The sequence below is a fragment of the Streptomyces sp. NPDC104313 genome, assembly GCF_055583985.1.
Window position 1 is genome coordinate 297,980 of record NZ_JBVJMW010000001.1, and the last position, 13,611, is coordinate 311,590.

Below are 13,611 nucleotides of genomic sequence, written 5' to 3' on the forward strand. Positions count from 1 at the left end.
TCATCCGCGGGCCCACCGGCCCCATCGCCCTGTCCTGCCAGCCAGGGCCTTCTCCACCCCCCTCCTCTCCGGAAGGCGGCGATCATGACCGACCCCGTAGGAAAGCTTCCGAGCGAGCTCGACCAGCTCCCGGACCGTGACCCCGAGGAGACCGCCGAATGGGCGGCCTCCCTGGACGCCGTCACCCAGGCCGCCGGCCCGCACCGCGCCGCGTACCTGATGCGCCGCTCGCTGCAGCACGCCGAGGGCGCCGGTCTCGCGCTGCCCAAGCTGCTGGAGACCGATTACGTCAACACCATCCCGACCGCCGCCGAGCCCGCGTTCGACGGCGACCTGGAGATGGAGTCGAGGATCACCGCGTGGAACCGCTGGAACGCGGCCGCGATGGTGACCCGTGGCGCCCGGTACGGGGTCGGCGGCCACATCGCCACCTTCGCCTCGGCGGCCTGGCTCTACGAGACCGGCTTCAACCACTTCTTCCGCGGCAAGGAGGGGGACGGCTCCGGCGACCAGCTCTACATCCAGGGCCACGCCTCCCCCGGTATCTACGCCCGCGCCTTCCTCGACGGCCGGATCAGCGAGCAGCAGCTCGACAACTTCCGCCAGGAGGCGGGCGGCGAGGGTCTGCCCTCCTACCCGCACCCCCGGCGGCTGCCCTGGCTGTGGGAGTTCCCCACCGTGTCGATGGGCCTCGGCCCGCTCTCGGCCATCTACCAGGCGCGCTTCAACCGCTATCTGGCCAACCGCAACATCAAGGACACCGCCAACTCGCACGTCTGGGCCTTCCTGGGCGACGGCGAGATGGACGAGCCCGAGTCGACCGCGGCCCTCGCGCTGGCCTCCCGTGAGCAGCTCGACAACCTGACTTTCGTCATCAACTGCAACCTGCAGCGTCTCGACGGCCCGGTCCGCGCCAACTTCCGCGTGGTCCAGGAGCTGGAGGCGCAGTTCCGCGGGGCCGGCTGGAACGTCGTCAAGACGCTCTGGGGCAACGCCTGGGACGAGCTGTTCCAGCTGGACACCACGGGCGCGCTGCTGCGCCGCCTGCGCGAGGTCCCGGACGCACAGTTCCAGACGTACGCCACCCGCGACGTCGCCTACATCCGCGAGCACTTCTTCGGCGCCGAGCCCGCGCTCGCCGAGCTGGCGAAACTGCTCACCGACGCGAAGATCGCCGAGTGTTTCTGCACCTCGCGCGGCGGCCACGAGGCCCGCAAGGTGTACGCGGCGTACAAGGCGGCGATCGAGCACAAGGGCGCGCCGACCGTGATCCTGGCCCAGACGGTCAAGGGCCACACGCTCGGCAAGGGCTTCGAGTCCAAGAACGCCAACCACCAGATGAAGAAGCTGTCGATCGACGAGTTCAAGAGCATGCGCGAGCTGCTCGGTCTCCCGATCCCCGACAGCGCCTTCGAGGGCGGTCTCGTCCCCTACGGCCACCCCGGCGCCGACTCCCCCGAGGTCCGCTACCTCCAGGAGCGCCGTGCCGCCCTCGGCGGCCCCGCCCCGGCCCGTCGGATGCACGCCGCGGCCCCGCTGCCGCAGCCCGGGGAGCGCGCGTTCCAGGCCCTCTACAAGGGGTCCGGCAAGCAGGAGATGGCCACCACCATGGCGTTCGTCCGCCTGGTGAAGGACCTGATGCGGGACAAGGAGACCGGCAAACGCTGGGTGCCGATCGTCCCGGACGAGGCCCGTACCTTCGGTATGGAGTCCCTCTTCCCGTCCGCCGGCATCTACTCGCCGCTGGGCCAGACGTACGATCCGGTCGACCGCGACCAGCTGATGTACTACAAGGAAGCCAAGGACGGCCAGATCCTCAACGAGGGGATCACCGAGGCCGGGGCCATGGCCGACTTCATCGCCGCCGCCACGTCGTACGCGACGCACGGCGAGACGATGATCCCGTTCTACATCTTCTACTCGATGTTCGGCTGGCAGCGGACCGGCGACCAGATGTGGCAGCTCGCCGACCAGCTCGGCAAGGGCTTCATCGTCGGCGCGACGGCGGGCCGTACGACCCTGACGGGTGAGGGCCTCCAGCATGCGGACGGCCACTCGCACCTGATCGCGGCCACCAACCCGGCCTCGCTCAACTACGACCCGGCGTTCGGTTACGAGGTCGCGGTGATCGTCAAGGACGGTCTGCGCCGGATGTACGGCCCCGAGGCCGAGGACGTCTTCTACTACCTGACGGTCTACAACGAGCCGAAGCCCCAGCCCGCGATGCCCGAGGGCGTCGAGGAGGGGATCGTCAAGGGCCTGTACCGCTTCAAGGAGGGCACGCCCGTCAAGGCGGACGCGCCGCGCATCCAGCTGCTGGCCTCCGGTACGGCGATCCACTGGGCCCTGGAGGCCCAGGAGCTGCTGTCCGCCGACTGGGGTGTCACGGCCGACGTCTGGTCCGCCACCTCGTGGGGCGAGCTGCGCCGCGACGCGCTGGAGGCCGACGAGGCGCTCCTCCGCGGTGAGCAGCGGGTCCCGTACGTGACACAGGCGCTCTCCGGTGCGCCGGGCCCGGCGCTCGCGGTCAGCGACTGGATGCGCCAGGTCCCGGACCAGATCAGCCAGTGGGTGGAGCAGGACTGGTCCTCGCTCGGCACGGACGGCTTCGGCCTCTCCGACACCCGCGCCGCGGCCCGCCGCCACTTCGGCGTCGACGCCCAGTCGATCGTGGTGGCCTCGCTGGCCCAGCTCGCCAAGCGCGGGGAGGTCCCGGCCTCCGCGATCAAGGAGGCCCGGGAGCGCTACGGGCTCTGAGCCCACTCCCCCACCGAGCCGAAACCCCCGGTCACCGGAGCGGACGCGTCCGACAACGCGCCCGCCCCGGCGGCCGGGGGTTCCCGCGTGGCGCAGGTGGTCGGCGGCCGGGGGTTCCCGCGTGGTCCACCGTGCCGGTGCCGCCACAATGGGCCCATGCGCGCTGCCCGGCTGATCAAGATGGTGCTGCTCCTGCAGGCCCGCCCCGCGATGACCGCCGCCGAGCTGGCGGCCGAGCTGGAGGTGTCGGAGCGTACGGTCACCCGGGACGCGCAGGCGCTCTCCGACGCCGGCGTCCCGGTGTACGCGGAGCGCGGCCGGGCCGGCGGCTACCGGCTCGTCGGCGGCTACCGCACCCGGCTGACCGGCCTGGCCCGGGACGAGGCGGAGGCGCTGTTCCTCTCCGGGCTGCCCGCCGCGCTGCGCGAGATGGGCCTTCAGGACGCGGCGTCGGCCGCCCGCCTCAAGGTGTCGGCGGCGCTGGGGCCCTCCCTCCGCGACGCCTCCTCCTCCGCCGCCCGGCGCTTCCACCTGGACGCGCCCTCCTGGTACCACGAGCCGGAGCCCCCCGCGCTGCTGCCCGCGATCGCCGACGCGGTCTGGGACGACCGGCTGCTGCGGGCCCGCTACCGCAGGGGCGGGGGCCGCGAGCAGGAGGGGACGGAGGTGGCGCGGGAGCTGGCTCCGTACGGTCTCGTCCTCAAGGCCGGGGTCTGGTACCTCTGCGCCAGGGCGGGCGAGGACTTCCGGGTCTACCGGATCGACCGCTTCACCGCCGTGGAGCCGGCCGAGGAACGCTTCGACCGGGACGAGACCTTCGATCTGCCCGGGTTCTGGGAGGAGCGGGCCGCCGGGTTCGCCCGGTCCCTGCTCCGTACCGAGGTGACCGTCCGGGTGTCCGGGCACGGGGCGCGGATGCTGGCGTACACCGGTGACCGGGCGGCGGCCGCCGCCGCGCTCGCGGAGGCATCCGAGCCGGGTCCGGACGGTCGGCGCACGCTCACGCTGCCGGTGGAATCGCTGGACGTGGCCTACGGCCAGCTGCTGGCGCTGGGACCCGAGTTGGAGGTTCTGGCGCCGGAGGAGCTGCGGGTACGCTTCGCCGACGCGGCCGAACGCCTGCACGAGCTGTATCGCTGAAAGGCTTCAATTCGGTGTCTGCGCGTGCGGGAGCCCCCGGCAGGCTGGATGCTGGACCCGTGATGGACGAAACGGAATTCTGGGAGATCATCGACAGCACCCGCGAGGCCGCCGAGGGCGACCCCGAGGACCACGCCGACCTGCTGGTGGAACGGCTGGTGCAGCTCGATCCCGATTCCGTGCTGGACTTCGCCCGGCACTTCGAGGCCCGCTACAACCGCGCCTACCACTGGGATCTGTGGGGCGCGGCGGCCGTGCTGCTGGGAGGGGCCGGCGACGACGCGTTCGACTACTTCCGCTGCTGGCTGATCGGCCAGGGCCGGGAGGTCTTCGAGGGGGCGCTGCACGATCCGGACGCTCTGGCGGAGCTGCTGGAGGACTTCGACGAGGAGATCGACGGGGACGGCGAGGAGCTGGGCTACGCGGCCGACGAGGCGTATGAGCAGCTCACCGGCGTGGTCGCGCCGGACCTGGGGCTGCCGCCGCAGGCCGCGGAGCCACTGGGTTCCCCGGTCGACTTCGAGCACGAGGAGGTGCTCGCCGCCCGCTTCCCCGAGCTGTGGGACCGCTTCGGGCCCCGGTAGTCCTCGTCGGCCCCGCGCCGGTCAGGCGGGGCCGAGCGAGCGTCCCATGCAGACGTCGTCGACGTAACGCCCGTTCAGGAAGAACTCCCCGGGCAGCACCCCTTCGACGGCGAAGCCCTCGGAGACGTACAGGGCGCGGGCGGAATCGTTGTGCGCGAGCACCCGCAGCGTGATCCGGTTGGCGCCTTGGCGGCGGGCCTCGGCGAACGCGGCCCGCACCAGGGTCCGCCCCACGCCCGCCCCGCGCGCCCAGTTCGCCACGGCGAGGCCCCGTATCTGGCGGACATGGGCGTTGGAGGCGAGGGGGGTGGGCGGGATGAGACGTATGTACCCGGCGATCCGGGCCGTGCCGGGCTCCGTCTCCGCCTCCACCACGAGGAAGTCCTCCGGCGGGTACCGCTCGCCGAAGAAGGGGTCGTAGGGGGGCACCGGCCTCGGCAGGACCGCGTGCAGCGTCGACCAGGTGGACCGGTCGAGCTCGGCGAGCTCGTCGTCGTCGGCGGGGACGGCGGTGCGGACGGGGCTGATTACGAGTGCGGCCATGGGGTCACTGTGCCACGCGGTGTTCCCGGTGTTCGAGACGTTTGATGGGGCAGGATGAGCCCATGCCGAGCTCCCGTATCGCTGTCAGCGGATCGTCCGGACTCATCGGAGCGGCGCTGGTGCGCTCGCTGCGCGCCGACGGCCACGAGGTGGCCCGCCTGGTGCGCCGCCCGGCCAGAACCGGCGACGAGGTCGAGTGGGACCCGAAGCGGAGTTACGTGGACGTGGCCGGGCTGGTCGGCTGCGACGCGGTCGTGCACCTGGCCGGGGCCGGGGTGGGCGACCACCGCTGGACCGACGCCTACAAGCGGGAGATCCGGGACAGCCGGGTGCTGGGCACCGCCGCCGTCGCCGACGCCGTCGCCTCGCTGGACACCCCGCCGCGCGTCCTGCTCTCCGGGTCCGCCATCGGCTTCTACGGCGACACCGGGGACCGCCCGGTGGACGAGAGCGCGCCGCCCGGGGGCGGGTTCCTGCCCTCGGTCTGCGAGGAGTGGGAGGCGGCCACCGCAGCCGCCGAGGAAGCGGACATCCGCACGGTGCACGCGCGGACCGGGCTGGTCGTCGGCCGCGAGGGCGGAGCCTGGGGGCGGCTGTTCCCGCTGTTCAAGGCGGGGCTGGGCGGGAAGCTGGGCAACGGCCGCCAGTACTGGAGCTTCATCGCGCTGCACGACCACGTCGCCGCGCTGCGCCACATCCTGGACACCGAGTCACTGACCGGCCCGGTGAACCTGACCGGACCGAAGCCGGTCACCAACGCCGAGGTGACCGCCGCGATGGGCCGGGTGCTGCGCCGCCCGACGCTGCTGCCCGCACCGGCGCCCGCACTGCGGCTGGCCCTCGGGGAGTTCGCGCAGGACGTGCTGGGCAGCCAGCGGGTGATCCCGGCGAAGCTGCTGGACTCCGGCTTCTCGTTCGCCTTCCCCGGCATCGACGGGGCGATCCGCGCGGCGCTGCGCTGAGCCGGCCGCGCGGGGTCTACCGGCCTCTCGCGAGCCCACCGGTCACGCCGGGCGGGGCGTGTGCGACCCCGTGCCCCGGTGCTCCCCGCCGCACGCGCCTGACCCAGTATCAGCCATCCTCCTGGCCTCGATGCGAACTCCGGCATTTCCGGGGCCTGTTGGGGGCAAGAGCCCCCCACCATTCGGACCGACTCGGGGAGGGGCACGTGCGCAGCACGGCACACCACGCAGACGTGGTCATCATCGGGGCCGGAATCGCCGGCCTGTCAGCGGCCCACCTGCTCATCCGGGCGGGGCTCGGCGTCAGTGTCCTGGAGGCCGAGCACCGGGTGGGCGGCCGGCTCGCCACCGACGAGGTGGACGGTTTCCGGCTCGACCGGCTCGGCCCGCTCCTCTGCACGTCCTGGCCCGAGCTGACCGGACCTCCGGGGCTCGGCGCTCCGGAGCTGCGGGAGTTCGCACCGGGTGTCCTGGTCCACAACGAGGGCCGCCGCCACCTCACCGGCGACATACGGAGCGCGAGGGGCGCACTCAAGGCGGTGCGCACCCGATCGAGCGTCCCCCGAGCCGCCCGTGCCCCCCGCGCACCTTGGGCGGCGCAGAGCGCGTACGGGCACGAGCACACCGCCCCGGCGCGCGGGGGCGGCCGGGGCGCCGTGGTGACCGGCGCGATCGACCGGGCCCGGCTGGGCGCGGCACTGTCCCGGTTGGCGGCCACCCCGCAGGCCCGGCTTCTGGCCCGCCCGGAGCGGACCGTCGTCGGCGCCCTGCCCGGCGTCGGCCTGCCCGCCCGCACGGTGGACGGTGTCCTGCGCCCCCTGCTCACGGCCCTGCTCAGCGACCCCGCCCTCACCACGTCGAGCCGGTGCGCCGATCTCGCCCTGCGGGACTACGCGCGCGGCGGCCTGTGCGTACCGGCGGGCGGATCGTCCGCGCTGCCGGAGCTGCTGGCCGCCGCGCTGCCCCCGGGCACGGTCCGGACCGGGGTGCATGTGACGGCCGCCGACATCACCTCCGTACGCACCGAGGAGCACGGTGAACTGGGGTGCCGCTCCCTGCTGCTGGCGACCGGCGCGGGGGCCGCGGCCGGACTGCTGCCCGGTCTGCGGGTGCCGTCCTTCCATCCGGTGACGGTCCTTCACCACACCGCGCCCGCACCGCCGTCCACGGGCAGGTCGCTGGTGCTGGACGGCGACCGGTCGGGCCCGGTGGCGTACACCGCGGTGATGAGCGAGGTCGACCCCTCACGGGCGCCGGAGGGCCGGACGCTGATCACCTCGACGGTGCTCGGGGCCCCGCCGCCGGACCTGGACCGCTCGGTGCGGGCGCACCTAGCGGCGCTGTACGGCGTGCCGACGGACGGCTGGGAACTGCTGGCGGCCCATCACGACCCGGAGGCGGTGCCCACGATGGAGGCCCCGCACGATCCGCGCCGCCCGGTGCGGGTGCTGGCCGGGCTGTACGTGTGCGGCGACCACCGCGACACGAGCACGGTCCAGGGCGCGCTGTACTCGGGCCGCCGGGCGGCCGAGGCGATCCTCACCGACCTGGCCGTCCCGGGCACGCACGAGGGGAGCCCGCGACTGCCGGAGGCGGCGTGAGGACCCCCGACCGGTTCGGCCGAAGGCGGTTCGGCCGAAGGCTTCAGCTGAGAGGCGGTTCAGCCGAGAGGCGGTTCAGCCGAGAGGCGGTTCAGCCGAGGGCGGCGACCCGGTCGCGGTAGCCGCGGACGGCGACCGCGTCCCGGTAGGGCTCCAGGCTGCGCTCGAAGGCGCGTACGTACTCCGTGGCGCGCACCGAGCGCATCTCGGCCGCCTGCTGGGCCGCCTCCGCACCCAGCTGGCAGGCCTGGTCCAGCTCGCCCAGGCCCAGCCGGGCCGAGGCGAGGACGACCCGGCAGAACAGCCTGCTGCGGGCGTACGCCGGCGCTCGCAGCTGGAGCGACCGCTCGGCGTGCTGGGCGGCGGCACGGTACTGCTGGAGGTCGCGGTGGCAGTGGCCCAGCTCGTCGGCGAGCTGCGCCTCGTCGAAGGTGCGGGCCCAGTGCGGCACCTCGTCCCCGGGGCGTGCGGTATCCAGGGCGTGTTCGGCCCGGGTCAGGGCGGCGGTGCAGGAGCGCGCCTCACCGAGCACGCCGTGCCCGCGCGCCTCGACCGAGTGCAGCAGCGCCTGGACGAGGGGCGGCGCGGCCGAGCCGACGCCCTGCTGGGCCACGCGGGCGAGCTGGACGGCCTCCCTGCCGTGCCCGAGGTAGACCGCCTGACGGCTCATCGTGATCAGCACGTAGGCGCCGTACCCGCGGTCCCCGGCGGCCTGGGCGAGCCGCAACGCCTGGACGAAATACCGCTGGGCCAGGCCATGGGCGGCGATGTCGTACGAGGTCCAGCCGGCCAGCCGGGTCAGGTCGGCGACCCCGGCGAACAGCCGCCGTCCGGTGGCCTCGCCGTACGTGCCCCGGAGCATCGGTTCGGCCTCGTGCTCCAGATACCGCACGAGGGCCTGCCGGGCGTGGCCACCGCCGTAGGCGTGGTCGAGGGTGCGGAACAGCTCGCCGACCGAACGCAGGGCGGCGACGTCCCCGCCGCCGACCCGCTGGCCGGGGCCGCGCTCCGTCTGACGCTGCCGCGGGACCACGGGCAGCGCCCCGGCCTGCGCCGTGGCGGGCGGGTGCGTGGCGGCGGGGCCCGGGGGCGTGGACCGCGGCGGTCCGGCGGCCGGGCGCGGCAGTCCCCGGGTCTCGGTGCGAGGCACCCCGTCCGGGCGGCCGGGCGAGGGGGTCCCGGCCTCTCCCCCGGTCCGGCGGGCGACGGCACCGTCCCGGGCCACCCACTCGTCGGCCCGGCCGATCAGCCAGTCACGGCTGGGGACGACGAGTCCGGCCGGGGTGAAGGCGATCTTGCGCAGCTCGATGTGGGTGCCGGAGTCCTTGCGCCAGAGACCGCTGACGATGTCGACCGCCTCGGCGGGGGTGGCCGCGAACTCGAGACCCGCGTAGACGGGTGCGCAGGCGTCGAGCCCGAGGTCCTGTGCGGAGAGCCGCCGCCCGAGCCGCCGGGTGAACACCTCGGCGATCAGCGCGGGCGTGGTACCGCGCGGCTGCTGCCCCCGCAGCCAGCGGGTGACCGAGGTCTTGTCGTACCGCAGGTCGAGGCCGTGTTCGAGGCCGAGCTGATCGACCCGGCGGGCCAGGCCGGCGTGCGAGAACCCGGCTTCCGCGATGAGCGAGGCGAGTCGGCGGTTGGGCGTGCGCTGCGGGGGTCGTTCCGACATCAGCTGTACGGTCTCCTGCCTTCGGGGCCGGACGGGCAGCCCTCATGGGAACGGCGCGAATTTAGCGGCCACGGGAGCGGTCACAGCCACCCTTTGCTCCACGTTCATCCGATCGTGTGAGGATTCCGGGCGGAGCTGACGGAAACGTCCGACCTGTGGACAGTCCGGTCCCGGGTCGCGGACAGTCCTGCGGCAGGCCCTCCGCACCTGCCGCCGAACCTGCCGGGGGGCTGTTCGGGCAACGGTCGTACAGTGGATGCGGGCGCGATCAGTGCAGGGTTCCGTCACCCCGGGGACACGCTCCGGGCACCCGGGGCCCACGTAGGGAGGCATCGGTGAGCGAACTGCGGTTCGTCCGTCTGGGCTTCGGCGAACAGGCCGTCGAGTACACGGAGGCGTGGCAGAAGCAGCGCGAGGTGCACGCGGACCGGTTCGAGGACCGGGTGCCGGACACCTGTCTGCTCCTGGAGCACCCGCCCGTCTACACGGCGGGGCGTCGCACAGCGGTGAGCGAGCGTCCGCTGGACGGCACCCCGGTCATCGATGTGGACCGCGGCGGGAAGATCACCTGGCACGGCCCCGGGCAGCTCGTCGGCTACCCGATCCAGAAGCTGCCGCGCCCGGTCGACGTCGTCGCGCACGTCCGCCGGCTGGAGGACGCGCTGATCCGCACGGCCGCCGACTTCGGCGTGGAGACCTCCCGGGTCGAGGGCCGCAGCGGGGTCTGGGTGCTCGGCGACCCGGTCGAGCAGCGCCAGGCGCTGGGCGGCCTCTCGCTGGACTTCGACCCGAGGCTCCAGGACGAGGAGTTCGACCCGCGGCTGAACGGCCCCGAGTACGCCCCGTCCAACGCCGGCCAGCGCCGCGAGGACCGCAAGCTGGCCGCGATCGGGATCCGGGTCGCCAAGGGCGTCACGATGCACGGCTTCGCCCTCAACGTGAACCCGGACAACACCTGGTTCGACCGGATCGTGCCGTGCGGCATCCGCGACGCGGGGGTCACGTCCCTCTCGGGCGAGCTGGGCCGGGAGATCACCATCGAGGAGGTGCTGCCGGTCGCCGAGAAGCATCTGCGGGACATCCTGGAGCACGCGGAGCTCACGCCGCGCGTGGTCCAGCAGCCGAAGGCCCCGTCCCCCGCCCCGGCTCCCGCCCCCGCATAGGCCGGACCGAGCGGCCGTACCAGCAGTACCGGCCAGTAGCCCCGACCGCCGCCACCGGCCGGGGAATAGGCCCCGTCGGCCGCAGGTTGGGCAGGCGTAAGGCCGTTCGATGCACGGGCGTACCCTGGTGTTCGCCAAAGAATCCAAAGCGAGTCCCTCGCGCATCGCTCGCGCATCCCACGCGAACCCGACGCGAATCCAACGCAGCAGAGAGCAAAGGGGAGCCGGAGTGTCCGCTGTCGCACCCGACGGGCGCAAGATGCTGCGCCTGGAGGTCCGGAACAGCCAGACCCCCATCGAGCGCAAGCCCGAGTGGATCAAAACGCGGGCGAAGATGGGCCCCGAGTACAAGCAGCTCCAGCAGCTCGTGAAGGGCGAAGGGCTGCACACGGTCTGCCAGGAGGCGGGCTGCCCCAACATCTTCGAGTGCTGGGAGGACCGCGAGGCCACCTTCCTCATCGGCGGCGACCAGTGCACCCGGCGCTGCGACTTCTGCCAGATCGACACGGGCAAGCCGCAGGCGCTGGACCGTGACGAGCCCCGCCGTGTCGGTGAGTCGGTCGTCACGATGGACCTGAACTACGCCACCATCACCGGCGTCGCCCGCGACGACCTGGACGACGGCGGCGCCTGGCTGTACGCCGAGACCGTTCGCCAGATCCACACGCTCACCGCGGAGCGGGAGGCGGGCGCGACCAAGGTCGAGCTGCTGATCCCCGACTTCAACGCCGAGCCCGAGCAGCTCGCCGAGGTCTTCTCCTCGCGCCCCGAGGTGCTCGCGCACAACGTGGAGACGGTGCCGCGGATCTTCAAGCGGATCCGCCCCGGCTTCCGTTACGAGCGATCCCTGGAGGTCATCACCCGGGCCCGCGAGGCCGGTCTGATCACCAAGTCGAACCTGATCCTCGGCATGGGCGAGACCCGCGAGGAAGTCAGCGAGGCGCTCCAGGACCTGTACGACGCGGGTTGCGAGCTCATCACGATTACGCAGTATCTGCGCCCCTCCGTACGGCACCACCCGGTCGAGCGCTGGGTGAAGCCGCACGAGTTCGTCGAGCTGAAGGACGAGGCCGACGCGATCGGCTACTCCGGCGTGATGTCGGGCCCGCTGGTGCGGTCCTCGTACCGCGCGGGGCGTCTCTTCCAGCAGGCGATGGAGGCGCGCGACGTCGCCGCCGCCGGGAGCACCCGGGCCGCACAGGCCGTGTGAGTCCGCTCACGAGCGAGTACCGAGCAGTAACCGCGATGCCGAAGCGGTCCGGACGCTCCCCGCAGGTCGGGGACGCGTACGGACCGCTTCGGCGTGCGCGGCAGCGGAATCAAGGCTTCATTGGTGTTTGACCGCCCGGTCATGCGCTGGTAACACCGACCAGTGACCCTGGGTACACGTGCGGCAGCGACTCCAGCAGCCTCCGCCGTCACTGCTTCCCACACTCATCCGCGCCCCACCGGCGCATCCATTCCGAGGGGAACACCACGATGCAGGCCGCACCGGTCCGCGCCCACGCCCTTCCGTCCGTCACCACCGCCCTGCGCGCTGTCGAATCGCTGCTGCTGAGCAGCGGCCAGCGCACCGCCCGTCGCAACGCCTGGACGGCCGTCCTGGAGGACCGCCGCCGCGCCAAGGACCGGGTGGAGGCCCAGCACGTGCTGGAAGCCGTGGCCGACCACCGTTCCTAGGCCGCCCCCACGCCACGTAAACTTCGGTACATGGCGAGGAAGGCAAAAACTGAAGGCGCGGACAGCGCCGAGAACGCAGGGCGGCTCAAGCAGATCGCCCTGACCTACAAGATGACCAGGCGGACCGACAGCAAGATCGGTCTTGTCGTCGCGGGTGTCGGAATCCTCACGTTCGGTGTCCTCCTCGGCATCGGCTTCGCGATCGGACACCCGGTCTATCTGGGCATCCTGGGCTTCGTCCTGGCCGTCCTCGCGATGGCGATCATCTTCGGCCGGCGCGCCGAGCGGGCGGCCTTCGGACAGATGGAGGGCCAGCCCGGAGCGGCGGCCGCCGTCCTGGACCGGATCGGACGCGGCTGGACCACCACCCCCGCGGTGGCGATGAACCGCAGCCAGGACGTCGTCCACCGGGCGGTCGGCAAGGCCGGCATCGTCCTGGTGGCCGAGGGCAACCCGAACCGGGTGAAGAGCCTGCTGGCGGCCGAGAAGAAGAAGATGGCCCGCATCGTGGTGGACGTGCCGGTGCACGACATCATCGTCGGCAACGGCGAGGGTCAGGTGTCCCTGAAGAAGGTCCGCACCAAGATGCTGAAGCTCCCCCGCGTCCTGACCGGCCCGCAGGTGACCTCCACCAACGACCGGCTGCGCGCGATGGGCGACCTGATGAGCAACATGCCACTGCCGAAGGGTCCGATGCCCAAGGGCATGCGGATGCCGCGCGGCGGGAAGACGGGCTGACCGCCAGGACGGGCGTACGCGGCTGACGCGAGGCGGACACAGGCGACACGACGGGGCGGCCCCGGACCGGTGAACGGTCCCGGGGCCGCCCCGTTCGCCTGCCGGTGGCGGGAAGGTCACATCCGCGCCGGTACCGGTGCGGGTGGCGGGGGCGTCACGTCCGGACCCGTACCGGGGAAGTCACATCCGGACCTGCACGGCGCGGGACAGCCGGTCGTGCAGTCCGCGCCCGTCGCGGTCCCAGACCAGCGCGGGGATGACGAGGAGGAGCAGGACGGTCCGCACGGCGACCCGCACGAACCCGAGCCGCCCGCCGCCCTCGGCGGCCACCCGCACGCCCAGCAGGCGCTTCCCGGGCGTGCAGCCGATGGTGCCGACGGTCAGCAGGCTCATCACGAGGAAGACCCCGAGCGCCCAGTTCCCCGCCGCCTGCTGGTCGCCGCGGGCGAGCAGCCCGTAGGCGATCAGCATGCAGAGCGTCCAGTCGATGAAGAGGGCTCCGAAGCGCCGGCCGAGCGGAGCGACCGAGCCGGGCCCCTCCTCGGGCAGCCCGAGTCCCTTGCCCCGGTAGCCGAAGTCGGCGCCCATCTCCTCGGCGGCCGCGCGGGGTCCCGAGAGCCACGATCCGATTGCTTGCCTGTTGTCCACCCGTCCACGGTACTGCGCCCGTGTTTGCCCCCGGCCGGGCGGGGCACCGGAAACAGTCGCGGAGATGCCGCCCGCCACCGCCCCGGTTAACTTGGGCGAAACAAATGGGTCACGCTTGAGAAATCA

At 72.9% G+C, this 13,611-nt stretch carries 12 protein-coding genes; 9 read left to right on the plus strand and 3 right to left on the minus strand.

Annotation, left to right across the window (positions count from 1 at the left end; all coding sequences use genetic code 11):
• Window positions 1-84 precede the first annotated feature (84 nt).
• The 3 genes from aceE to ACZ60Q_RS01375 all read left to right on the plus strand — a co-directional run bounded on the left by aceE (window position 85) and on the right by ACZ60Q_RS01375 (window position 4,481).
• Complete coding sequence (aceE, locus tag ACZ60Q_RS01365; protein ID WP_469626655.1) at window positions 85-2,757, plus strand: pyruvate dehydrogenase (acetyl-transferring), homodimeric type; 2,673 nt, start codon at window positions 85-87, stop codon at window positions 2,755-2,757.
• Between the two features lie 156 nt (window positions 2,758-2,913).
• On the plus strand, window positions 2,914-3,897 hold the full coding sequence (locus ACZ60Q_RS01370; protein WP_469626658.1) for a helix-turn-helix transcriptional regulator: 984 nt from the start codon (window positions 2,914-2,916) through the stop codon (window positions 3,895-3,897).
• Between the two features lie 62 nt (window positions 3,898-3,959).
• Complete coding sequence (locus ACZ60Q_RS01375) at window positions 3,960-4,481, plus strand: DUF4240 domain-containing protein (protein WP_469627956.1); 522 nt, start codon at window positions 3,960-3,962, stop codon at window positions 4,479-4,481.
• A gap of 21 nt (window positions 4,482-4,502) precedes the next feature.
• Here the strand turns inward: ACZ60Q_RS01375 and ACZ60Q_RS01380 are convergent, their stop codons facing one another.
• Entirely contained in the window at window positions 4,503-5,024 is a 522-nt protein-coding gene (locus ACZ60Q_RS01380; RefSeq protein WP_469626661.1) for a GNAT family N-acetyltransferase, read from the minus strand.
• A 62-nt stretch (window positions 5,025-5,086) separates the two neighbouring features.
• Between ACZ60Q_RS01380 and ACZ60Q_RS01385 the strand changes: the two genes are divergently transcribed.
• Together ACZ60Q_RS01385 and ACZ60Q_RS01390 are read left to right on the plus strand one after the other, a co-directional pair.
• The gene (locus ACZ60Q_RS01385; protein ID WP_469626663.1) at window positions 5,087-5,986 is read left to right on the plus strand and encodes a TIGR01777 family oxidoreductase; all 900 of its coding nucleotides are present in this window, start codon (window positions 5,087-5,089) and stop codon (window positions 5,984-5,986) included.
• A gap of 206 nt (window positions 5,987-6,192) precedes the next feature.
• Window positions 6,193-7,587 carry an FAD-dependent oxidoreductase gene (locus ACZ60Q_RS01390; protein ID WP_469626666.1) on the plus strand — a complete coding sequence of 465 codons (1,395 nt, stop codon included), beginning with the start codon at window positions 6,193-6,195 and terminating at the stop codon, window positions 7,585-7,587.
• A 91-nt stretch (window positions 7,588-7,678) separates the two neighbouring features.
• On the opposite strand, the gene ACZ60Q_RS01395 is transcribed toward ACZ60Q_RS01390, so the two are convergent.
• Window positions 7,679-9,256 carry a regulator gene (locus ACZ60Q_RS01395; RefSeq protein WP_469626669.1) on the minus strand — a complete coding sequence of 526 codons (1,578 nt, stop codon included), beginning with the start codon at window positions 9,254-9,256 and terminating at the stop codon, window positions 7,679-7,681.
• A 335-nt stretch (window positions 9,257-9,591) separates the two neighbouring features.
• Here ACZ60Q_RS01395 and lipB point away from each other — a divergent pair, with 335 nt between their 5' ends.
• The 4 genes from lipB to ACZ60Q_RS01415 all read left to right on the plus strand — a co-directional run bounded on the left by lipB (window position 9,592) and on the right by ACZ60Q_RS01415 (window position 12,837).
• On the plus strand, window positions 9,592-10,419 hold the full coding sequence (gene lipB, locus ACZ60Q_RS01400) for a lipoyl(octanoyl) transferase LipB (RefSeq protein ID WP_469626672.1): 828 nt from the start codon (window positions 9,592-9,594) through the stop codon (window positions 10,417-10,419).
• A gap of 229 nt (window positions 10,420-10,648) precedes the next feature.
• Window positions 10,649-11,629, plus strand: coding sequence for a lipoyl synthase (gene lipA / locus ACZ60Q_RS01405; RefSeq protein WP_469626675.1), 981 nt, complete (start codon window positions 10,649-10,651; stop codon window positions 11,627-11,629).
• A 269-nt stretch (window positions 11,630-11,898) separates the two neighbouring features.
• Window positions 11,899-12,099, plus strand: coding sequence for an SCO2195 family GlnR-regulated protein (locus ACZ60Q_RS01410; protein WP_003969591.1), 201 nt, complete (start codon window positions 11,899-11,901; stop codon window positions 12,097-12,099).
• Between the two features lie 30 nt (window positions 12,100-12,129).
• A complete protein-coding gene (locus tag ACZ60Q_RS01415) occupies window positions 12,130-12,837 on the plus strand; it encodes a DUF4191 domain-containing protein (protein WP_469626679.1) in 708 nt (235 codons plus the stop codon).
• A 180-nt stretch (window positions 12,838-13,017) separates the two neighbouring features.
• Here ACZ60Q_RS01415 and ACZ60Q_RS01420 read toward each other — a convergent pair whose 3' ends face one another.
• Entirely contained in the window at window positions 13,018-13,425 is a 408-nt protein-coding gene (locus ACZ60Q_RS01420) for an RDD family protein (protein WP_469627961.1), read from the minus strand.
• Window positions 13,426-13,611 lie beyond the last annotated feature (186 nt).